Genomic DNA, 21446 nt, shown 5'->3' with positions numbered 1-21446 from the left:
ACGTCGCCGCAAGGTCGGTTCCTTCCCGCGGCGCGTCGGTGCCGCGTCATAGGGTCGGGCCCGTGACGTTGATCCTGCACCGCGCCGAGCGCACCGACGTGCTCGCCGAGGGGCTGGCGCAGCTGTTGACCGACCCGCTCGACGATCCGTTCGTGCAGGAGCTGGTCATCGTGCCGACCCGCGGTGTGGAGCGCTGGCTGGCGCAGTCGCTGTCCCACCGGCTCGGAGCGGGGCCGCGGGGCGGCGACGGGATCTGCGCCGGGGTACGGTTCGTCGCGCCGCACTCGCTGGTCGCGCTGCTGACCGGGCGCGAGCGGGACGACCCATGGCACCCCGACCGGTTGGTCTGGCCGCTGCTGGAGCAGATCGACGCCCGCCTCGACGAGCCCTGGTGCCGCACCCTCGCCGAGCACCTCGGCCACGGGTCGGACGACCCCGACGGGCACAAGGCCGGCCGGCGATACGCCGTCGCTCGACGCCTCGCCGGCCTCTTCACCTCGTATGCCGCCCAACGACCGGGCCTGCTCACCGACTGGGGTGCGGGCCGGTGCACCGACGGCACGGGCGCGGCACTCGACGACGACCTGCTCTGGCAGGCGCAGCTGTGGCGACTGCTGGTCGATGCGGTGCCCGAGCCGGCACCTGCCGCCCGTCACACGCGCACCGTCCAGCAGTTGCGCGACGGTGTCGACCCGGCGCCGAACGCCGCTCTGCCGCCACGCATCTCGCTCTTCGGGCACACGCGGATGCCGGTCACCGAGCTGGAGCTGCTGGAGGCCCTCGCCATACACCGTGACGTGCACCTGTGGCTGCCGCAGCCGTCCGATGCACTGTGGGAGGCGGCCCGCGCCCTGCCGTCCGGGGCGGTGCCGCGCGCCGGCGACGACAGTGCCGAGCTGGTGCATCACCCCCTGCTGGCATCGCTCGGCCGCGACGCCCGCGAGCTGCAGCGCGGACTGCCGCCGGCACGCGACGACAGCCGATCGGGTGCACCGCCGGCCGAGCCCTCGACGGTGCTGAGCTGGTTGCAGCACGACATCCATCGCAATGCGTTGGTGACACCGCAGATTCGCGCCGCCAGACCGGTGTCCGCCGACGACCGGTCGATCCAGGTGCACGCCTGCCACGGCGCGGCCCGGCAGGTCGAGGTGCTCCGTGAAGTGCTCACCGGGCTGCTGCAGGACGACCCGACGCTCGAGCCGCGCGACATCCTGGTGATGTGCCCCGACATCGAGAGCTATGCACCGCTGGTGCAGGCGGCGTTCGGTCTCGGCGACCGTCCCGGTGGTGCCACCACCGCCGGGCATCCCGCGCACACGTTGCGGGTCAAACTGGCCGACCGGTCGCTGGCGCGGGTCAACCCGTTGTTCGAGATCGCCTCGGACCTGGTCGATTTCGCGGTCGGAAGACTGCGAGTGAGCGACTTCCGCGCGCTCATCGCCCGTGAGCCGGTGCGCCGCCGCTTCGATCTGGACGAGGAAGACCTGGAGCGCATCGCCGACTGGATCGCCGAGGCGGAGATCCGGTGGGGGATGGACCGAGACCACCGGCGCCGGTTCGCGCTGCAGGACATCCCGCAGAACACCTGGCGGTTCGGTCTGCGGCGGCTGCTGCTCGGCGTCACGATGAGCGCGAGGGCCGGTGCCGCACTCGGTGAGGTGCTGCCGGTCGACGACGTCGAGAGCGGTGACATCGATTTGATCGGCCGGTTCGCCGAGCTGATCGACCGCATCGACGCCGCGATCGGCGCGCTCCAGGACGCGCGCAGTGCCGACGACTGGATGCGCGCGCTCGCCGACGGCGTCTCCGGTCTGGGCGCGGTTTCACGCGAAACCATCTGGCAGCAGGCTCAATTCGATCGGGAGCTGGAGGTCGTGCGCAGCATGGCCGGTGGCGGCACCGACCTGCGGGTGAGTGACGTGCGTGAGCTGCTGCGTGCGCGGCTGGAGGGCCGCGCCACCCGCGCCAACTTCCGGACCGGCACCATCACGGTCTGCACCATGCTGCCGATGCGGTCGGTCCCGCACCGGGTGATCTGCCTGCTCGGTCTGGACGACGGGGTCTTCCCGCGCACGGGCGGCATCGACGGCGACGACGTGCTGGCCAGGTCGCCGCTCACCGGCGAGCGGGACCTGCGCAGCGAGGACCGCCAGCTGCTGCTGGACGCCGTGCTGTCGGCCACCGACCATCTGGTCGTCACCTACACCGGTGCCGGGGAGCACACCGGCGCCGAGCGTCCGCCGGCCGCACCCCTCGGTGAGCTCATCGATGCCGCGCGCCGCTGCGCCGCCTGGCCGGCCGGGCGCGACGTCATCGTGTGGCATCCCTTGCAGCCCTTCGACGCCCGCAACCTGGTCCCCGGCGCGCTGGACACCAGCGGCCCGTTCAGTTTCGACCGCACCGCGCTCGTCGGCGCCCGCGCGGCGCAGCACCAGCGACCGAGCGAGCCGCGCCTGGTGGTGGCACCGCTGCCCGCACCGCCCCCCGACGACGTCACGCTCGCCGATCTGATCCACTTCTTCGCCGACCCGGCCGCGCACTTCGTCCGCCGGCGGCTGGACATCGCACTGCCCTACGAGCAGCAGAGTGCCGGCGACGCCATGCCGATCACCCTGGACGGCCTGCAGTCCTGGCAGATCGGTGATCGCGCGCTGCAGGAGTCGCTGGTCGGCACCGCCCCGCAGGACATCGCCCGGAGGGAGCGGCTGCGGGGCGCCATACCGCCGGGAGCGCTGGGGGCCGGCGTGCTCGACAAGGCCATCGACGGGGTCAAGGCACTGCGTGGCCCGGTGGTGCCGCTGCTCTCACGCGAGGTCACCAGCATCGACCTGGACGTGCGCCTGCCCGACGGTCGGCGGCTGACCGGCACCGTCGGCGACATGCGCGGTGACGTGCACCTGGCGCTGACGTTCTCCACCCTGCGGGCCAAACAACGCCTCCAGTCGTGGTTGACATTGCTCGCGCTCGCCGCCGGGGCACCCGAGCGTCCCTGGCAGGCCGTGGCCGCCGGCTGGCTGCGCGGCGGCCGCAACCGCCGGGCCGGCTACTACCTGGCCGGCGGGCTCGACCAGGACACTGCCGCCGGTCTCCTCGCCGAACTGATCGACGTCTACGACCGTGGCAGCTGCGATGCGATCCCGCTGCCGCTCGACACGTCGTTCGCGTATGCCGAGAAGCTGCTGCAACGCCCCGGCAACGACCGTTACGCCGCCGAAGCCGCCCGCCGGAAGTGGGACAGCAGCGGTTTCCGCGACTCGCGCATCCCCGGTGACGCGGAGAAGCCGGCCCAGCGACTGCTGTACGGCGGCATCCGCACCTTCGACGAACTGCTCGCCGAACGCCCGGTCGACGACGAGTCCTGGAACGCCGCGACCAGCCGGCTCGGTCAATACGCGCTGCGCGTCTGGGCCCCGATGCTGCAACACCAGGCGGCTCACGGATGAATCCCTCAAGGGCCGACGAGCCCTTCGACATACACGGCCCGCTGCCGACGGGGACGACCGTGCTCGAGGCGAGTGCCGGCACCGGCAAGACCTGGACCATCGCGGCCCTGGTCACCCGCTACGTCGCGGAGGGCGCACACACCCTCGACGAACTGTTGGTGGTGACCTTCGGACGCGCCGCCTCGCGGGAGCTGCGGGAGCGGGTCCGCGAGCAACTGGTCGCCGCGGCCGAGGCGCTCGACGACCCGCACGCCGCTCCGCCGGACCCGCTGCTCCGTGCCCTCATCGAGGTGGCGCCGGCCGAGCGGGCGGCCCGCGCGCGCCGGGTGCGCGACGCGCTGGCGGGGTTCGACGAAGCCACCATCGCGACCATCCACCAGTTCTGTCACCAAGTGCTGCGCGGGCTCGGCATCGCCGGCGACACCGACGCGGGTGCGACGCTCGTCGAGGATGTTGACGACCTGCTGATGGAGGTCGTCGACGACCTCTACCTGCGCGGCTTCGCCGGGCAGGAGACGGCGCCGGAGTTCGACCTGGCCGAGGCACGGCGCATCGCCCGGCGCGTCGCCGGCGACCCCAGCGCACAGCTGGTGCCGACCGACCCGCCGCTGCAGTCCGCGCAGGCTCGCAAGGTCGGCTTCGCGCAGGCGGTGCGGGCCGAGCTGGCACGACGCAAGCGCCGCCTCGGACTGCTCACCTACGACGATCTGCTCTCCCAGGTGGCCGACGCGCTGCGTGATCCGCAGGGCCCCGCCCGCGAACGACTGCGCCGGCAATGGAAGGTCGTGCTGATCGACGAATTCCAGGACACCGACCCGGTGCAGTGGGAGGTGTTCGACCGGGCGTTCCGCGGTCACGCCACGATGGTCCTGATCGGTGACCCCAAACAGGCGATCTACGCCTTCCGGGGTGGCGACGTCACCACCTACCTGCAGGCGGCGCGCACCGCGGGTGTGCGCCGCACCCTCGGCACCAACTGGCGCTCGGACGCACCGCTGGTTTCCGCGCTGGGGCGCTTCCTGGGCGGCGCCGCGCTCGGTGACCCCGACATCCTGGTGCACCCCGTCGTCGCCAGCCACCCGGACAGCCGGCTCGCCGGCGCCCCCGAGCCTGCGCCGTTCCGTCTGCGACTGCTCGGCGCCGACCAGGTCCACAGCTCGCAGGTGCTCAAGGACGGCGCGATCCGCGCCGCGGCATACCGCGACCGGGCAGCGCAGGACGCCGCCCACGACGTCGCCCGGCTGCTCAATTCCGTTGCGACCTATACGGATGGCGGTCACGCCCGGCCGGTCCGGCCCAGCGACATCGCGGTGCTGGCCAGCCGCAACGACCACCTGGCGCTGATGCAGCAGCTGCTGCGCGACGTCGGTGTCCCGGCCGTGCTCAGCGGCGCCGGCAGCGTCTTCCGCACGCCGGCCGCTGACGCGTGGCGGATCCTGCTGGAGGCGATGGACCAGCCGCACCGGTCGGCCCGGGTCCGGGCAGCCGCGCTGACTCCGTTCATCGGCGCGACGGCGGTCGAGCTCGACGCCGGTGGTGAGACGATCACCGAGCAGGTCACCGACCGGCTGCGTTGGTTGGCGTCCGTCTACCAACACCGAGGCATCGCAGCGGTTTTCGAGACATGCAACATCGATGGACTGCCGGCTCGGGTGCTGGCCGAGATCGGTGGCGAGCGGCAGCTGACCGATCTGCGTCACATCGCCGAGGCACTGCACGCGGTCTCGATGGAGCGAGTCAGCGGCCTGCCCGCGCTCCTGGCGTGGCTGCAGGAGCAGGCCGAGCAGGACCGGCCCGCCTCCGGCGATGCCCGCGCGCGACGACTGGACAGTGACGCACAAGCAGTGCAGCTGCTCACCGTCCACGGCAGCAAGGGCCTCGAATTCCCCATTGTCTACCTGCCGTTCGTCGCCGACCGGTGGGTCAACGACGAGGACAATCCACTGTTCCACGCGCCGGGCCAACCGCCCCGGCGCTCCCTCCACGTGGGCACCCCGGACAAGCAGACGGCGGCCCTGGCCCGTCAGGAGGACGCCGGCGAGTCGCTGCGGCTGCTGTATGTCGCCCTCACGCGTGCCAAGTCGCAGGTCGTCGCCTGGTGGGGGCCGTCCAACAACGCTCCGGACTCGGCGATCCATCGGATGCTGATCGACCGCGACCCGGCCGCGGCGGGCCCGGACGGTGCGATCGCGGACTCCCGCGGGCAGCGCAGCGACTCGCAGGCCCGTGCGCTGCTGGAACGCTGGGCCGACGCCGGTGGTCCGCACTGGGAGCAGGTGACGCGCGCCGGAGCCGACCGGGTCGGATCTGACGCCGGGGCAACGGATCTCGCGATCCGCAAGTTCACCCGCGTCATCGACGAGGACTGGCGCCGCACCTCCTACTCGGCGTTGAGTCGTGTCCTGGAGCAGGTCTCGGCCGTGGAAGGCGTGACCACCGAGGTCGACGTCGTCGTCAAGGACGACGAGCGCCTGCCGGACGCGCAGCACGCTGTCCGGGTGACGGAGCGGACGGTCGAGTGCCGGGGGAGCGCCGCGGAGGAGATCGATCGGGGCCAGCATGCTCTCGACGACCCCCTCCATCGCCGGTCACTGATGGCGTCCCTCCCGGTCGGAGCCACCTTCGGGTCGTTGGTCCACGCCGTCCTGGAGACCGCCGATCCGACGGTTGCCGACCTCGCCGTGGAGCTCACCGAGCGGGTGCACGAGCAACTCGTCCGCTGGCCGGTCGACGTGGATGTCCGGCAGCTGGTCGACGCGCTCGTGGCGGTCTACGACACACCGCTGGGGCCGCTCGCCGACGGTGTCACGTTGCGTTCGGTCGGCCGTAACAAGCTGGCCGAGCTCGATTTCGAGGTGCCACTGGGCGCGTCGGAGAGGCCCGAGCGTGTGCGGCTGGGCCAGCTGGGCGCCATACTCCGTCGGCATCTGACGGCCGGGGACCCGTTGCTGCCCTACGCCGACCTGCTGGACACCGAGCTGCTGGGTGGGCAGGTGCTGCGCGGCTACCTCACCGGGTCGATCGACGTGGTGCTGCGTGTGGGTGAGCGCTACCTGGTCGCCGACTACAAGACCAACTGGCTCGGTCCGGCCGACGAGCCGCTGCTGCTGGGCGCCTACGGACCCGAGCCGCTCGCCGCCGCGATGGGGCATTCGGACTACCCGCTGCAGGCGCTGTTGTATGCCGCGACGCTGCACCGCTATCTGCGGTGGCGGCTGCCGGACTATGACCCCGAACGCCACCTCGGCGGTGTGCTCTACCTCTATCTGCGCGGCATGGCCGGCTCCGACAGCCCTGTGGTGGAAGGCAATCCCACGGGTGTGTTCTCGTGGCGGCCGCCGACCGCACTCGTTCTGGAGCTGTCCGATCTGCTCGACGGCGAAGGTGGTGGCCGATGACGGTGGACGACGACGTCCGCATCGCGCGGCGAAGTGGTGGTGTCCTGGGCGTGGCCAACCGTGCGGGCATCCTCACGCCGGCCGACGTGCATGTGGCGCAACAGCTGGGAGACGTTGCGGGGGAGACCGATTCTTCGGTGTTGTTGGCGCTCGCGCTGGCTGTGCGGGCGGTGCGCCGCGGGTCGATCTGTCTCGATCTGCGTGATGCCATGGATCCGGCCACTCTCGCCGATCCCGTGACGGATGGGCCGGACGCGGTCGAGCCGACGCACGCTGGTCGAGTGCCGGGGGAGCGAAGCGGAGGAGGTGTATCGAGACCAAGTGCGACCCCAGCGGGTGAGCTGACGGACCTCTGGCCCACCGACGCCGGCAGCTGGCTGGCCGCGGTGCAACACAGCGCGCTGCTGCGATCCGGGGTGTTGCGTGTCGAGTTCGGCCTGGTTTACCTGGATCGCTACCACCAGGAGGAGGTCCGTGTCGCCGAGATCCTGCGCGAGCGGGCCGTGCAGCAACCGCCGGTGGTCGACACCGAGCGGCTGGCGACCGGCCTGGACCGGCTGTTCGACGGGACGCCGTATGCCGAACAGCGTGCCGCTGCCGACCGCGCGGTGCGGCAGTGGACCACGGTGCTGACCGGCGGCCCGGGCACCGGCAAGACCTCGACCGTCGCCCGTCTCCTGGTGCTGGTCGCCGAGCAGTGGGAGGCGAGCGGCCGGTCCCGGCCGATGCGCATCGCGCTGGCCGCGCCGACCGGCAAGGCTGCGGCTCGGCTGAAGGAGTCGGTCGCACAGGCGGCGGCGCAGCTGGCACCGGCCGACGCGGCACGGATCCGTGACCTCGACGCGCTGACGTTGCACCGATTGCTGGGTTGGAATTCGCGCAGTAGCAGCAAGATCCGCTTCCACGAGACCAACCGGCTGCCTCATGATCTGATCGTCGTCGACGAGACCTCGATGGTGGCGCTGACGATGATGTCGCGACTGCTTCGTGCGACGCGATCGACCAGCCGACTGGTGCTGGTCGGCGACGCCGATCAGCTGGCGTCGGTCGACGCCGGCGCCGTGATGGCGGATCTCGTCGACGGCTATCAGCAACTCGCGCCGGGCACCGTGTGCCGGCTGAGCACGTCGCACCGGTTCGACGCCGAGATCGGCTCGCTCGCCGCGGCGGTGCGCGCCGGTGACGCCGACGCGGTGCTGACCGTGCTTCGTCTTGGCGGGGAGGCGGTGGAGTGGATCGAGGACGACGACCCGGTGCCGGTGCTGCGCGGCCGCCTGCTGCAGCACGCGCTGCGGCTGCGCGAGTGTGCCGTTGCGGGCGACAGTGCAGGCGCGTTGTCCGTGCTGGGTGAGCACCGGCTGTTGTGCGCGCAGCGCAGTGGACCGCGCGGCATCCGGTGGTGGAATCACCTTGTCGATCAATGGCTTTCGGAGTCGACCGGTGACCCGATGTGGGAGCCGATGTATGCCGGGCGTCCGATCCTGATCACCCGCAACGACTATGCGCTCGGGGTCCACAACGGCGACAGCGGAGTGGCGATGACCGGTGACGGCCCGTCCACGGCCTGGATCGGCACCGCGGCGGGGCCGATACCGATCGCAGCGAGCCGCCTGTCCGACGTCGAGACCATGCATGCGATGACGATCCACAAGAGCCAGGGCAGCGAGGCCGGCAGCGTCACCGTGCTCCTGCCGGATGACGAATCCGCTTTGCTGACAAGGGAACTGCTCTACACGGCGGTCACCCGTGCTCAGCACCACGTCACCATCGTCGGCAGGGAGCAGACGATCCGGGCGGCGGTCGGTGCACAGATCCGCCGCGCCACCGGTCTGCGGCGCCGACTCAGCGACTAGCGACGGGTCGCACAACCATCGGTGGCCGAGGAGCGAGGCACGAGCGTCTCGAGGCCCCGCGGAGTGCTCACCAGCGCTGGTCGAGTGCCGGGGGAGCGCAGCGGAGGAGGTGTATCGAGACCGAGCGCAACCAGCGGTGCCAGAGGAGCGAATGCAGCCTTGCTGGATCATGTGGTGCCACGCGCGCGACGGATCGTGCTGTACTCGGCACATGACGACATCAAACGAACGGATCGTGGCACGCGAGCCGAGATTGGCGAACTTCGTCCGGGGCGGACGACTGAGCAGGATCCCGTGCAAGCCGTCCGTGGCCCGACTGCTGTATGCCGCGGTGGCGGACCAATTCCCTGCTGGCACAATGATGTCCGAGACGGAGGTCAACAACGAGCTCCGGGCGATGTATGACGACGTGGCCACTCTGCGGCGTGCCCTGGTCGACGCAGGACTCCTTCGCCGGACGCCGGACGGACTGAGTTACGAACGAGCCCAGCAAGAAGGCAGCGAATCCGGCCCTGCCCACGTGCGAACGGAACCCTGACCGTGGGTGCCCACGAGACCCGGGTCATCCGCATGAAGAGTGGCCGCCGAGCGCGGATCGGCATCGCCGCCGATGTCGAATGGATTCGCGGCGGCACGCCACCCTCCACCACGATCACGGCCGCGATCCCGCCGGTGTTCAGCGATTACGCCACCGTAGAACTTCCGGGCAGTGGCGCCCAGGACGACCATGAATGGGATGACGACGGAGCGCGTGGCGAGGCGCGCGCACGTCACGACCGAGCTCTGCTCGCTCTACTGCGAGCACGCACGGACGACCAGCCGTGGTGGCTCGGGTATCTCGACACCGGCGCCGACGACATCGTCTTCCCCGATGCGCCGACGGTGACGCTGTATGCCGACTGGCGATACGTGCTCGTCGAGGCGGGCCCTGCGGAGGCCGCGTCCTGGCGGCGAGAGGACAAGAGCTCGTTCTGGGGCAGTGTCCTTCCGAATCTGATGTTTCCCGCCGACCGGTCCTGGCTGGTGTCGACGCTCTGGGATGACGACTGGACCTGCGTCGGTGGGTCCGCACCCCTGGTCCGCGGCCTCCTGGACGACGACGAACTGGGACCGCGGGCCCGTCGGATCGTTGATCTGCACGTCGACGCCACGCCACCGGGACACCACGCGATGTGATCGTGCTCAGTCCCGCAGCAGCCCGAGCTCGCGGGCGCGAGCCACGGCCCCGGTGCGTGAGTCCACACCGAGTTTCTCGAAGACGTGCACCAGATGGGTCTTCACGGTCGCCTCGCTGAGGAAGAGCGCCTTGGCGACCTCGCGGTTGGACCGGCCGTGCGACACCTGGCGCAGCACCTCCAACTCACGAGCGCTCAGCGTTCGCAACGGATTTCGCAGCCGCGCCAGCAACCGGTCGGCAACTACCGGAGCGAGCACCGTCTCACCACGCGCGGCGCGGTGCACCGCCTCGACCAGGTCGTCGGGCGGCGCGTCCTTCAACAGATAGCCGGACGCCCCCGCCTCGACGGCCCGCAGGATGTCCTGGTCCGTGTCGTATGTTGTCAGGATCAGCACCCGAGGCGCGTCGGAGCGGGCGAGGATCTGCTCGGTGGCCGCGACGCCGTCCATGCCGGTGCCCATCTGCAGGTCCATCAGCACGACATCGACGGCATACTCGCGCACCAGCCGGACGGCGTCCTTGCCGTTCGCGCCCTCCGCGACGACCTCGATCCCCGCGGCGCTCAACAGCATCCGCAGCCCGGTGCGCACCACCGGGTGGTCGTCGACGAGCAGCACTCTGGTCACCGCGCACCACCGGTCGGCAGCTCCACGTGCACGCTCGTGCCCTCGCCGGGCGCCGACTCGATCGTCGCCCGCCCGCCGGCCTCCCGGGCCCGCTCCTGTATGGCGCGCAGGCCGAAACCACCGGCGGCGCTGGGCACGATGTCAACGGTGGTGTCGAATCCGACACCGTCGTCGGTGATGTCCAGGGTCAGGGCGTCGGTCGCTCCGGCACCGAAACCGAGCGCGATCACTGCGTGTCCGGCCCGCGCGTGCTGGCGGACATTGGACAAGGCGCCCTGCGCGATCCGCAACAACGCGGCTTCGACCGCCGTGGGCAGCGGGCGTTCGGCGCCGTCGACGATCAGCCGCGTGTCGAGGTCACCGCCCTGGCGGTCGACCAGCCGCTGCAGGGCCGCCGACAGCGGCGATCGCTCCAGATCCGTGGGGGTGAGGGCGTGCACGACGGTGCGCGCGTCGTCCAGCCCGGTGGCCGCGGACGCCTCGATCTGCCGGAGCAAGTGGACCAGTTGCTGCCGGTCGTGCGTACCGGTCAGGCCGGCGCGCGACAGCAGCAGGATGCTGGAGAATCCCTGCGCGACCGTGTCGTGCACGTCGCGGGCGAGGCGAGCACGCTCGGCCAGCACACCCGACTCGCGCTGCGCGCCGGCCAGCGCCTCGTGGGTGGACACCAAATCCTCCTGCGCCGCCACGAGTTCGGCGTTGAGCAGCCGGCGTTGCTCGCTCTCCGCCCGCAACGCCGCGTAGACCCACGAGATGCCCACCGCGACGATCGCGCCCAGCGACGGACCCAGGATCGAGGGCACCGTCGCGGTGTCCGGCTGATGCAGCTGCGCCACGATCACCACGACCGCGCCCGCCACGACGGCGGCGAGCGCGATCCACCGCGGCAGCAGGTGCAACGCGAGGAAGAACAGCGCGAACGCCACCCAACTCAGCTCCGCGGACGCGGCGACCAGCACCGCCCAGCCGACGAAGAGCACCAGGAACCACAGCCGGCCGGCGACCGCCCGCCGGTCGCCGAACCGAGCCTGCGTGAGCAGCAATCCGGCGGCATACCAGGCGAAGACCAGCACGCAACCGGCGACGAGCAGCCCCGGGCGGCCGGACTCCTGGACGCCGCGGAGGGTGCCGATCACGAGCAGCAGCACGAAGAGCCCGTGCATGGCCAGCTGCAGGGCGCGCATGACCGACGTGCCGGAGGTCGGGACGTGGTCCTGCGCATGGTGATGGAGCATCGGATTGACGCTAATGGATCCCCGCCGTGTCGCGCGCCTTCCCGTCATCCATCGAACGGTTGACCCGCGCCTCCATCGAAGGACATCACCGATTCGACCGTTGGTGCGATGTGCGCTGCACAGATCCGGCGTTGGCTGGGGACATACCGAAAAACGTTGACACGAAGGAGAAGCCGAAGTGTTCCTGGCGATCCGGGATCTGTGGTGGGCCAAGGGGAGATTCGCGCTGATGGCCGCCGCGATCGCATTGATCACACTGCTGGTGGTGCTGCTGTCCGGGCTCACCGAGGGCCTGGGGCGGCAGAGCACGTCGGCGATCACCTCGCTGCGCGCCGACCGGATCGCGATGGAACGACCGGTCTCCGGCGAGACGCTGTCGATGTCGACCAGCCGGATCACCACCACCGCGCTCGGGGCGGCGCGCCGCCAGCCGGGTGTGCGCGCCGCCGACCCGATCGGCATCAGCTCGACCCGCATCACCATCGGCTCGACGCCCGCGCCGGCGACCCTCTTCGGTGTCGACCCGGGAGCCGCCGTAGCGCCGCGTGGGGTCGGCGCCCACAGCGCCGCGGTCAGCAGCGACATCGCGTCGGGCCATGGTGTCCAGGTCGGCGACTCGATCACGGTCGACGGCACCTCGCTGCGGGTCGGCCAGATCGTGCCGGACGCGTCCTTCAGTCACGTGCCGGTCGTCTGGGTGCCGCGGTCGCTCTGGCGCCATACAGCGGGTGCGGGCGGCGGCGAGGGCAGCGTGCTCGCCCTGCGGACGACCCCGGCGTATGACGCCCAGGCGTTCGACGCCGCCACCGGCCTGGTGGCCGAGTCCAAGAGCGACTCGTTGTCCGCGATCGGGTCCTACTCGGCCGAGAACGGCTCGCTGACGATGATCCGGCTGCTGCTGATCGCGGTCTCGGCGCTGGTGATCGGCGCGTTCTTCACCGTGTGGACCGTGCAGCGTGAGGGAGACCTGGCGGTGCTCAAGGCGATCGGCGCGCGGACGCGTTACCTGCTGCGCGACGCGCTCGGTCAGGCGTTGCTGACGCTGCTCATCGGCGGCGGCGTCGGCACCGTGGCAGCCCTCGGCGTCGGCCTGGCGATCCGCAACCAGGTGCCGGTGGTCATCGACGTCGCCACGATCGCCGTGCCGTTCGGCCTGATGGTGCTCATCGGCCTGCTCGGGGCGACCGCCGCGCTGCGCCGTGTGGTGACTGTCGACCCGATGACCGCACTGGCCGGTTCCCGATGACGCACCGGAGCACCCACCCCGAGACGCAAGCCTCGAACTGCACGCAGGAGGACACCGTGCCCGCACTCGAACTCGACCAGGTCACCGTCCGTTTCCGGGACGGTGACGGCTGGACCTTCGCTCTGCGCGAGGTGTCGCGGTCCGTTGCGCCCGGAGAGCTGCTGGCGGTGACCGGACCGTCCGGGTCCGGCAAGTCGACCCTGCTCGCGGTCGCCGGCCTGCTGCTGACACCGACCGGCGGGACGGTGCGGCTGGCCGGCCGCGACGTCACCGCTGCCGGCGCGAAGGTGCGCACCGACCTGCGCAGGGACGACATCGGTTTCGTCTTCCAGCGTCCGCACCTGCTCGGGTCACTGACCGCGCTGGAGCAGCTGGTGATGGTGGCCCGGCTGGACGGTGACCGTTCCCGGGGGAGCAGGCAGCACGCCGAGGACCTGCTCGACCAGGTCGGCCTCGGTGCCGTCATGCACAAGCGGCCGTCGGCATTGTCCGGCGGGCAGCAGCAGCGCGTCGGGATCGCCCGTGCGCTGATGGGCGACCCGAAGCTGTTGCTGGTCGACGAGCCGACCTCGGCACTGGACCACGAACGCGGTGTCGCCATCGTCGACCTGTTGCGGACGCTGACCCAGCAGCGGCAGCTGGGCACTTTGGTCGTCACCCACGATCTGGGCACGCTGGATCCCGGGGACGCGGTCGTCGGGCTGGTCGACGGGCGACTGGTCCGGCAGCCCGCCCGCGTGCACTGACCGCGCGCACGGACAGGCTGCACGGACAGGCTGCACGGACAGGCTGCACGGCCGGCGGCGCACAGCCGGCACATGGACAACACCAAGGGTCGGTCCCTATGTTCGGAGACGGCGCCTCCGCCGGACAACGACACGTCGGACCGGTGCGCACCGGGCCGATCACCGTTGCTCGGACCCTCAATAGGCCTCGTGGCCGGCCCCTTTCGGGCCGGCGCCACGGCCGCCGGTTCACCGGGCCGAACTTCGGGTAGTGGCCGAAGGTGTGTGTCCGCATGACGTCCACCCCGTGCCGACCGCGGCGCTGTCGGTGAGAGCGACGCAGGCTGACCCGTTCGACGATGGAGGTTGAGATGTCCTTGTTGCGCATGAGTCCCAGAGGATCGCAGGAGGTGGTCCACTTCATCGATCGGGCGGTGTCGAACGTCGAGCACGGCCGGTTCGAGCGGTCCCTGTCCGGGCTCACCGCGGTCGCCGCGATGGTGACGACGGCGGAGATCTACCTCGAGCACTACAAGGCGGGTTTCGGCAACAAGTGGATGTGGTCGCCGGTGCTGGTCACCCCTCCGGTCGTGGTGGCCGGCGTGGCCGGCGTGTTCAGCAAGCGCTGGGCCAAGACGGCGCTGCCGGTGACCGCCGCGGTCTACACGCTCAACGGCCTGGCCGGCGAGTACTTCCACGCTCGCGGCGTCTCTCGCAAACCCGGCGGCTGGAAGCTGGCGTCATACAACGTGCCGATGGGGCCGCCGATCGCCGCGCCGGGTCTGATGTGTGTCGTGGGCGGCATGGGGCTGCTCGCCGCGATCCTGCGCCGGGAGAAGTGAGGTCGATGACGAGCGGGAACACCGAACGGATAGACAGGACAAGGGCGAGCACCTGCCGCACCTGCGATCGGACGGCCAGCCGCCGCACCCGTCCTGGTTGCCGCGGCAGCGGCGCGGGACGACACCGCAGATGATCGGGCGCTACCCCGACTACGACGTGCTGGACAGTGCCGACAGCTGGGACGAGGTGACCCGCGCCGTGGTCATGGCGCGGTTGGATCCGCCCGGCCCGATGCGGTTCTTCGCGCCGGCGGAGGAGCCGACGCTGCGGGCGTTCTGTGACGTCGCGACGGGCCAGGACGCCGATCCGCGGGTGCCCGTTGCGGAGGCGGTGGACACCAAGCTCGCCGACGGCCGGCTGGACGGTTATCAGTACGCCGACATGCCCGACGATCGCGAGACGTGGCACAAGGCGCTGGTCGGCCTGGAGCAGACCGCGCAGCAACGGTTCGGGACGGCGCTCGCCGACCTGGAGATGCGCCAGCAGGAGCAGATCGTCGGAGATCTCTCGACCGGAGACCTCAGCGGCGGGGTGTGGGACGAACTGGACGTCAACCTGGTGTGGAAGGTGTGCATGCGCGCGATCCTCGCCGGCTTCTACTCCCATCCCTGGGCGTGGAACGAGATCGGTTTCGGCGGACCCGCCTACCCACGCGGTTACATGCGCACCGGTGCTCTGAACAGCACCGAACCCTTCGAGCGTCCCGGTGCGGACGCCGAGGACCCCGTCGCAGCCGTGCAGGACGACCCGGAGATGTTTCCGTCATGAGCGTGAAGAAGACACTGCGCACGATCGCCAAGGGCTCGATCGGCCCGGAGGACAACGATTCCCGCTACCTGCTGGACGTGCATTCACGCGCCCTGCCGGGCCGGAGGACGATGCAGCAGTACCGCGACGAGGACGAGGTCGACCTGGTCATCGTCGGTGCCGGAGCCGGCGGGTCGGTGCTCGCGCAGCGGCTGGCACGCCAGGGCTGGCGGATCGTGATCATCGAGGCCGGTCCCTTCTGGGATCCCGACCGCGACTGGGTGTCCGACGAGGTCGGTTCGCACGGCCTCTACTGGACCAGCAAGCGGATCATCGGTGGCGAAGATCCGATCGAGCTGGGCAAGAACAACTCCGGTCGCGGCGTCGGCGGCTCGATGGTGCACTACGCCGGTTACACCCCGCGTTTCCACCCCTCGGACATGGAGACCTTCACCCGCGACGGCGTGGGCGCGGACTGGCCGATCCGATACGAGGACCTGCTGCCGCACTACGAGCGCGTCGAGCGTGAGCTGCCGGTGGCCGGGCAGGACTGGCCGTGGGGGCATCCGCACAGTTATCCGTTCAGCCCGCACCCGGTCTCCGAGGCCGCCAACGTCGTATGGCGCGGAGCCGAGTCCCTCGGCATAGAGATGCGGGTCGGGCCGGTGGGCATCGTCAACGGCACCTTCGGCAACCGCCCGCACTGCATCTATCGCGGCTACTGCCTGCAGGGTTGCAAGGTCAACGCCAAGGCCAGTCCGCTGGTGACGCACCTGCCGGACGCGCTGGCGCACAGCGTCGAGATCCGTTCGGAGTGCATGGCGTCCCGGATCGAGCTGGACGAGACCGGCCGCGCCAAGGGCGTGGTCTACCTGTCCGAGCCCGGTGGTGCCGAGCGCCTGCAGCGGGCCAAATTCGTTGCCGTGGCTGGTTATTCGATCGAGACGCCGCGGCTGTTGTTGGCGTCGACGTCGGCGCGGCACCCGCACGGCATCGGCAACGACCACGACCTGGTGGGACGTTACGTGATGGTGCAGGGCGCGACCCAGACGGCCGGCCGTTGGTCGGAAGAGCTGCGGATGTACAAGGCGCCGCCGCCGGAGGTCTCCAGCGAGGACTTCTACGAGACGGACAGCTCGCGCGGTTTCGCGCGCGGCTTCTCGATCCAGACCGTCTCGCCGCTGCCGTGCGGCTGGGCGGAGCACGTGCTGGCCGACGGCCACTGGGGTCGCGCCATGCGTGAATACATGCGCGACTACAACCATTGGGCGACCGTGGGCGTGCTCAACGAGCTGCTGGCCGACCCGGACAACCGGATCACCCTGGCCGACGAGACCGACGCCTACGGGCTGCGGGTGGCGCGGATGGACTACTCGCTCACCGACAACGACAAGGCCAACATGGCGTACTCGACCAAGGTGATCACCGACATCCTCAAGGCCGGCGGTGCCCAGGACGTGCTGACCATCCACCGTTACGCCCACCTCATCGGCGGCGCGCGGATGGGCAGCTCACCCGAGACGAGTGTGGTCGACGCCAACCAGCGGTCGTGGGAGGTGCCCAACCTCTTCCTCGCCGACGGGTCGGTCTGCCCGACCCAGGGCTCGGCCAACCCGGCGCTGACGATCATGGCGCTCGCCTCCCGGCTCGCCGAACGGATGGCGGACGGCTCGGCCATGTCGGACGACCCCGAGCAACGCGCCGGCACAACACCTGCCCGACAGCAGGTCGGGTGATCGGCTGGCCGAAACCGCGAAGCACTTCTATTGCACTGCCAGGTAAGGAGATTCAGCATGAGTGACACCGTCAGCGATTTTGTGATCGACCGCCTCATCGAGTGGGACCTGCATCAGTTCTACGGGTTCCCCGGTGATGGGATCGGCGGTTTTGACGGAGCGCTGGAGCGGGGCGAGCGCGACGGGAAGGACTTCCGCTACATCCGCCCGACCCACGAGGAGATCGCTGCGTTCATGGCGTCCGCGCATGCCAAGTTCACCGGCGACGTGGGCGTCTGCATCGCCACCTCCGGGCCGGGCGCCATACACCTGCTGAACGGTCTCTACGACGCCAAGATGGACAACCAGCCGGTCGTGGCCATCGTCGGACAACAGGGCCGCGCGGCGTTCGGCAGCGACACGCAGCAGCAGGTGGACCTGGAGCGGGTCTTCCAGGACGTCGCCGGCTACGTGCAGACCGTGGTGACTCCCATGCAGGCTCAGCTGGTGGTGGACCGTGCGGTGCGTATCGCGGCGGCGCAGCGGACTCCCACCGTGGTGATCCTGCCGGCCGACGTGCAGAACCTGCCGATGCAGGCGCCGGCGAAGGAGCACTGGGTCGCACGCACCGGGGTGGGTTACGCGTCGACGGAGCTGACGCCCGACCAGGCCGAGTTGCAGCGCGCTGCCGAGGTGCTCAACGCCGGCAAGAAGGTGGCCATGATCGTCGGTCAGGGCGCCCGTGGCGCCACCGACGAGGTCATCGCCGTCGCGGAGCGGCTCGGTGCCGGTGTCATCACCGCGCTGCTCGGCAAGGATGTCGTGCCGGGCGACCTGCCGTATCACACGCAGCAGCTCGGGCTACTCGGCTCCAAGCCGAGCTACGACATGATGCAGGACTGCGACACGCTGCTCATGGTCGGCAGCAACTATCCGTATGCCGAGTTCCTGCCCAAGACCGGTCAGGCGCGCGGCGTGCAGATCGACCTGTCAGCAGGGCATCTCAGCTTGCGCTACCCGATGGAGGTCAACCTGGCCGGCGACACGAAGTCGACGCTTGCCGCGTTGCTGCCGTTGTTGCAGCGGCAGGAGGACCGTTCCTGGCAGGAGGGCGTCATCGAGGGGATGAAGGACTGGGAGACCGTCCTGCAGGAGGAGGCCGAGGCGAAGGCCGATCCGATCAACCCGCGGTACGTCTACCACGAGCTCAACAAGCGCATGCCGTCCAACGTCATCGTCACCGCCGACGCCGGTTCGACGGCCGACTGGTACGGCCACCACATCAAGCTGAGCCGGGAGGGCAGCGGCAACCTGTCGGGCATGCTCGCGTCGATGCTGGCGGCCATGCCGTATGCCGTCTCCGCCAAGTTCGCCCATCCGGACCGTCCGGTCGTGTGCACCATCGGTGACGGTGCGTTCCAGATGCTCGGCATGAACGAGATGATCACCGTCAAGCGGCACTGGAAGTCGTGGGACAACCCGACCTTCATCGTCCTGATCTTGAACAACGGTGACCTGACACAGGTTTCGTGGGAGATGCGCGAGGCCGGCGATCCGCGCTACGACACCTCGCAGCTGGTCGAGCGCATCGACTACGCCGGTTATGCCGAGCTGCTCGGGCTGAAGGGGATCAAGGTGGAGCGCCCGGAGGACGTGCCGGGAGCGTGGGATGCGGCGTTCGGCTCGGACCGTCCCGTCGTCCTGGACATCCACACCGACCCCAACGTCCCACCGCTGCCGGCTCACGTGTCGCTGAAGGAGGCCAAGGGTTTCCTGGCCGCCATGCGCAAGGGTGACCCGGCCGAGACGTCGGTCATCAAGGAATCCGTCCGTGCCGTCGGCGCCGAGCTGAAGGCAGGAGTCCAGAACGCGCTCGGTCGCGATGACTGATCGCGCGGCGGCCGGTCCAGCTGCCGTCCCGGTGCAGCGCATCGAGGTGGCGACCTACCGATTCCCTACCGACGCACCGGAATCCGACGGCACCTTCGCCTGGAACGCCACCACGATGGTGCTGGTCCGGGCACACGCCGAGGATGAGGTGGGGATCGGTTACACCTACGCCGGTCCGGCGGTCGCCACGGTGGTCGACCACTCGTTGTCCGACGTCGTGCAGGGCCGGGACGCCCTCACCCCGGGGGCGTCCTGGGCGGCGATGCAGCACCAGGTGCGCAACCTCGGCAAACCGGGCATCGCGGCGCAGGCGATCGCGGCCGTGGACATCGCGCTGTGGGACCTCTACGCCCGGCTGATCGGCCAGTCGCTGTCGGTCGCGGCCGGCGCCGTCCACGACGGTGTGCCGGTCTACGGCAGTGGCGGTTTCACGTCATACGACGATCAGCAGCTGGCCGGGCAGCTGGCCGGCTGGGTGGAGGCGGGCATCCCGCGGGTCAAGATCAAGGTGGGTCGTGAACCGGACCGGGACGAGCACCGGATCACTGTGTCCCGCAATGCGATCGGTCCGGACACCGAGCTGTATGTCGACGCGAACGGCGCCCACCAGCGCAAGCAGGCACTCGCGTGGGCGGAGCGCTTCGCAGCGCACGACGTGCGGTGGTTCGAGGAGCCGGTCAGCTCGGACGACCTGGCAGGTCTGCGTCTGCTGCGTGACCGCGGTCCGGCCGGAATGGACATCGCGGCAGGCGAATACGGCTACGATCTGCCCTACTTCCATCAGATGCTCGACGCCGGTGCGGTCGACTGTCTCCAGGTCGACGCCACCCGGTGCCTCGGCGTCAGCGGTGCGCTGCGGGTGTCCGCGTTGACCGACGCCCGCAGCATCGACCTGTCGCTGCACTGCGCGCCGCAGATCAGCGCGCACGTCGGCACGGCGATCTGGCACCTGCGGCACCTGGAGTATTTCCACGACCACTCCCGCATCGAGCAGCTGGTCTTCGACGGTGTGCTGCAACCGGATTCGGATGGTGTGCTCGTCCCGGACCGTAGCCGGCCGGGCCTGGGCGTGACGGTCCGCGAATCCGACATCGCGGACTACCGAGTCAACTGATCTGCGTTCCCTCGGAGTGCGCGGCCGGCCAGGCGGGTGCCGACCGGTCGGCATACGCCGCGGCGAGTATGTCGACCACCTGCTCCCGAGGGAGTGCACCGCTCCACCCGGTGAAGGCGTCGCTGATCTGCACCGAGCCGGCGACCGCCTCGGCGTCGCCGAGCACCGCGAACGCGTAGTCGCGGTGCGCTCGGCTCGCCCTGATGCGCGATCCGAGTGATCCGGACGCGTCCAACTGGGCCCGCAGACCGCGAGCCACCAGCGTATCCACGAACTCACGCGCGACGCCGTCGACCGCTTCGGAAACCGGCAGCGCGTGCAGCTGGACCGGGTTGAGCCACAACGGCAACCGCCCGTCATACCGTTCCAGAAGTGCTGCGGTGACTCGCTCCATGGAGCCGACGGTGCCGCGATGGATCATCACGACCAGATGGCGGCCGCCGTCGGCTCCGTCGTACCGTAGGTCGAAGCGCTGCGGCTGCACGAAGTCCACCTGCACGGTCGCAATGCTTTCCTCGTGCCCATTGCCGTCGATGATCTGCAGGTCGAGCTTGGGCCCGTAGAACGCGGCCTCTCCCTCCGCCTCCACCAGCTCCAGCCCGTATGCCGCCAGGTCGACTCCCGCGGCCGCCTGTCGCAGTGCTTCGATCGCGTCCGCCCACAGGTCGGGATCACCCAGGTAGCCCGGACCGTCGTCCGCGAGCGACAGCCGCACGTAGTCGACCGGCATGCCGAGGACGCGTTGTGCATGCAGCGCCGATCGCAGCGCGCGTTCGGCTTCGCTCGCGACCTGCTCCGGTCGGCAGAAGACGTGGGTGTCGTCCAGGGTGATCTGCCGGACGCGGGTCAGCCCGGACACCACGCCGGAACGTTCGGCGCGGAACATCGGCGCCAGTTCGTTGAAGCGGAGCGGCAATTCGCGGTAGGAGTGCTGGCGGGCGGCATACACCATGGCGTGATGCGGGCAGTTCGCCGGCCGCAGCACCAGCTGGTCGCCGGGCGGTTCGTCACCGAGCGCCATGGGAGGAAACATGTCGGCGGCGAACTTGGCCCAGTGCCCCGACTTCTCGAAGAGCTCCCGCTTGCCCAGCACCGGGGTGTGTACGCCGACGCAGCCGTCGGCGCGGGCGACGTCCCGCGCCAGTCGTTCGAGCTCGTCGCGGATCACCGAACCGGCCTGCAGCCAGAGTGGCAGCCCGGAGCCGACCAGCGGATCACTCGCGAAGAGGTCCAGATCGCGGCCCAACGCCCGGTGGTCGTGCGGTGAAAGGTGTTGCTCGTCAGGTGATTTCATGGTTTTCCTCGGGTGAAGCCCCGGGGACACCTGCGGCACGAAGAACGCCCCGGAGGTGACTCCGGGGCGCCAAAGTGCGGTTGGTTCAGTGCAGCACGGCTCGGCCGGAGGGATCCGGCGTCGTCGTCCGCTGCGCGTGA

The 21446-nt window shown here is 70.2% G+C and carries 15 protein-coding genes; 12 read left to right on the top strand and 3 right to left on the bottom strand.

Features of this window, described 5'->3' with window-relative positions:
• Window positions 1–62: 62 nt before the first annotated feature.
• From recC to ACYVBN_RS09590, 5 genes are all read left to right on the top strand, one after another.
• Window positions 63–3443 carry an exodeoxyribonuclease V subunit gamma gene (gene recC, locus ACYVBN_RS09610; protein WP_460600307.1) on the top strand — a complete coding sequence of 1127 codons (3381 nt, stop codon included), beginning with the start codon at window positions 63–65 and terminating at the stop codon, window positions 3441–3443.
• Window positions 3440–6841 (top strand): exodeoxyribonuclease V subunit beta, encoded by a 3402-nt coding sequence (locus ACYVBN_RS09605; RefSeq protein WP_460600306.1) that lies wholly within the window; start codon window positions 3440–3442, stop codon window positions 6839–6841. The genes recC and ACYVBN_RS09605 overlap by 4 nt, the downstream gene beginning before the upstream one ends.
• The gene (recD, locus tag ACYVBN_RS09600) at window positions 6838–8694 is read left to right on the top strand and encodes an exodeoxyribonuclease V subunit alpha (RefSeq protein ID WP_460600305.1); all 1857 of its coding nucleotides are present in this window, start codon (window positions 6838–6840) and stop codon (window positions 8692–8694) included. The genes ACYVBN_RS09605 and recD overlap by 4 nt, the downstream gene beginning before the upstream one ends.
• Window positions 8695–8905: 211 nt before the next feature.
• Window positions 8906–9232 (top strand): DUF2087 domain-containing protein, encoded by a 327-nt coding sequence (locus ACYVBN_RS09595; RefSeq protein WP_460600304.1) that lies wholly within the window; start codon window positions 8906–8908, stop codon window positions 9230–9232.
• Between the two features lie 2 nt (window positions 9233–9234).
• A complete protein-coding gene (locus ACYVBN_RS09590; protein WP_440281056.1) occupies window positions 9235–9870 on the top strand; it encodes a hypothetical protein in 636 nt (211 codons plus the stop codon).
• 6 nt (window positions 9871–9876) lie between these two features.
• Here the strand turns inward: ACYVBN_RS09590 and ACYVBN_RS09585 are convergent, their stop codons facing one another.
• Entirely contained in the window at window positions 9877–10497 is a 621-nt protein-coding gene (locus tag ACYVBN_RS09585; RefSeq protein WP_460600303.1) for a transcriptional regulator, read from the bottom strand.
• Window positions 10494–11732: a sensor histidine kinase gene (locus ACYVBN_RS09580; RefSeq protein WP_460600302.1), complete on the bottom strand. Its 1239-nt coding sequence runs from the start codon at window positions 11730–11732 to the stop codon at window positions 10494–10496. The genes ACYVBN_RS09585 and ACYVBN_RS09580 overlap by 4 nt, the downstream gene beginning before the upstream one ends.
• Before the next feature lie 178 nt (window positions 11733–11910).
• Between ACYVBN_RS09580 and ACYVBN_RS09575 the strand changes: the two genes are divergently transcribed.
• From ACYVBN_RS09575 to ACYVBN_RS09545, 7 genes are all read left to right on the top strand, one after another.
• The gene (locus ACYVBN_RS09575; RefSeq protein WP_460600301.1) at window positions 11911–12978 is read left to right on the top strand and encodes an ABC transporter permease; all 1068 of its coding nucleotides are present in this window, start codon (window positions 11911–11913) and stop codon (window positions 12976–12978) included.
• A 56-nt stretch (window positions 12979–13034) separates the two neighbouring features.
• Window positions 13035–13724: an ABC transporter ATP-binding protein gene (locus ACYVBN_RS09570; RefSeq protein ID WP_460600300.1), complete on the top strand. Its 690-nt coding sequence runs from the start codon at window positions 13035–13037 to the stop codon at window positions 13722–13724.
• Between the two features lie 350 nt (window positions 13725–14074).
• Window positions 14075–14545, top strand: coding sequence for a hypothetical protein (locus ACYVBN_RS09565; RefSeq protein ID WP_460600299.1), 471 nt, complete (start codon window positions 14075–14077; stop codon window positions 14543–14545).
• A 130-nt stretch (window positions 14546–14675) separates the two neighbouring features.
• Window positions 14676–15314 carry a gluconate 2-dehydrogenase subunit 3 family protein gene (locus ACYVBN_RS09560; protein WP_460600298.1) on the top strand — a complete coding sequence of 213 codons (639 nt, stop codon included), beginning with the start codon at window positions 14676–14678 and terminating at the stop codon, window positions 15312–15314.
• On the top strand, window positions 15311–17029 hold the full coding sequence (locus ACYVBN_RS09555; protein ID WP_460600297.1) for a GMC family oxidoreductase: 1719 nt from the start codon (window positions 15311–15313) through the stop codon (window positions 17027–17029). Before ACYVBN_RS09560 ends, ACYVBN_RS09555 begins: the two co-directional genes overlap by 4 nt.
• A gap of 57 nt (window positions 17030–17086) precedes the next feature.
• Entirely contained in the window at window positions 17087–18898 is a 1812-nt protein-coding gene (locus tag ACYVBN_RS09550; protein ID WP_460600296.1) for a pyruvate oxidase, read from the top strand.
• Window positions 18891–20012: an enolase-like domain-containing protein gene (locus ACYVBN_RS09545; RefSeq protein ID WP_460600295.1), complete on the top strand. Its 1122-nt coding sequence runs from the start codon at window positions 18891–18893 to the stop codon at window positions 20010–20012. The genes ACYVBN_RS09550 and ACYVBN_RS09545 overlap by 8 nt, the downstream gene beginning before the upstream one ends.
• On the opposite strand, the gene ACYVBN_RS09540 is transcribed toward ACYVBN_RS09545, so the two are convergent.
• Window positions 20005–21306 (bottom strand): aminoacyl--tRNA ligase-related protein, encoded by a 1302-nt coding sequence (locus ACYVBN_RS09540; RefSeq protein WP_460600294.1) that lies wholly within the window; start codon window positions 21304–21306, stop codon window positions 20005–20007. The two genes, ACYVBN_RS09545 and ACYVBN_RS09540, sit on opposite strands and share 8 nt — an antisense overlap.
• Between the last annotated feature and the right edge of the window lie 140 nt (window positions 21307–21446).

Source organism: Flexivirga lutea, from assembly GCF_054778955.1.
The sequence above is the reverse complement of the archived record's forward strand: the minus strand, read 5'-3'. Positions and strand labels throughout refer to the sequence as shown.

Coding starts and splice junctions, on each gene's coding strand:
- ACYVBN_RS09605 (WP_460600306.1), top strand. CDS start 3,440: ATGAATCCCTCAAGGGCCGACGAGCCCTTCGACATACACGGCCCGCTG.
- recD (WP_460600305.1), top strand. CDS start 6,838: ATGACGGTGGACGACGACGTCCGCATCGCGCGGCGAAGTGGTGGTGTC.
- ACYVBN_RS09595 (WP_460600304.1), top strand. CDS start 8,906: ATGACGACATCAAACGAACGGATCGTGGCACGCGAGCCGAGATTGGCG.
- ACYVBN_RS09580 (WP_460600302.1), bottom strand. CDS start 11,732: ATGCTCCATCACCATGCGCAGGACCACGTCCCGACCTCCGGCACGTCG.
- ACYVBN_RS09565 (WP_460600299.1), top strand. CDS start 14,075: ATGTCCTTGTTGCGCATGAGTCCCAGAGGATCGCAGGAGGTGGTCCAC.
- ACYVBN_RS09560 (WP_460600298.1), top strand. CDS start 14,676: ATGATCGGGCGCTACCCCGACTACGACGTGCTGGACAGTGCCGACAGC.
- ACYVBN_RS09555 (WP_460600297.1), top strand. CDS start 15,311: ATGAGCGTGAAGAAGACACTGCGCACGATCGCCAAGGGCTCGATCGGC.
- ACYVBN_RS09550 (WP_460600296.1), top strand. CDS start 17,087: ATGAGTGACACCGTCAGCGATTTTGTGATCGACCGCCTCATCGAGTGG.
- ACYVBN_RS09545 (WP_460600295.1), top strand. CDS start 18,891: ATGACTGATCGCGCGGCGGCCGGTCCAGCTGCCGTCCCGGTGCAGCGC.
- ACYVBN_RS09540 (WP_460600294.1), bottom strand. CDS start 21,306: ATGAAATCACCTGACGAGCAACACCTTTCACCGCACGACCACCGGGCG.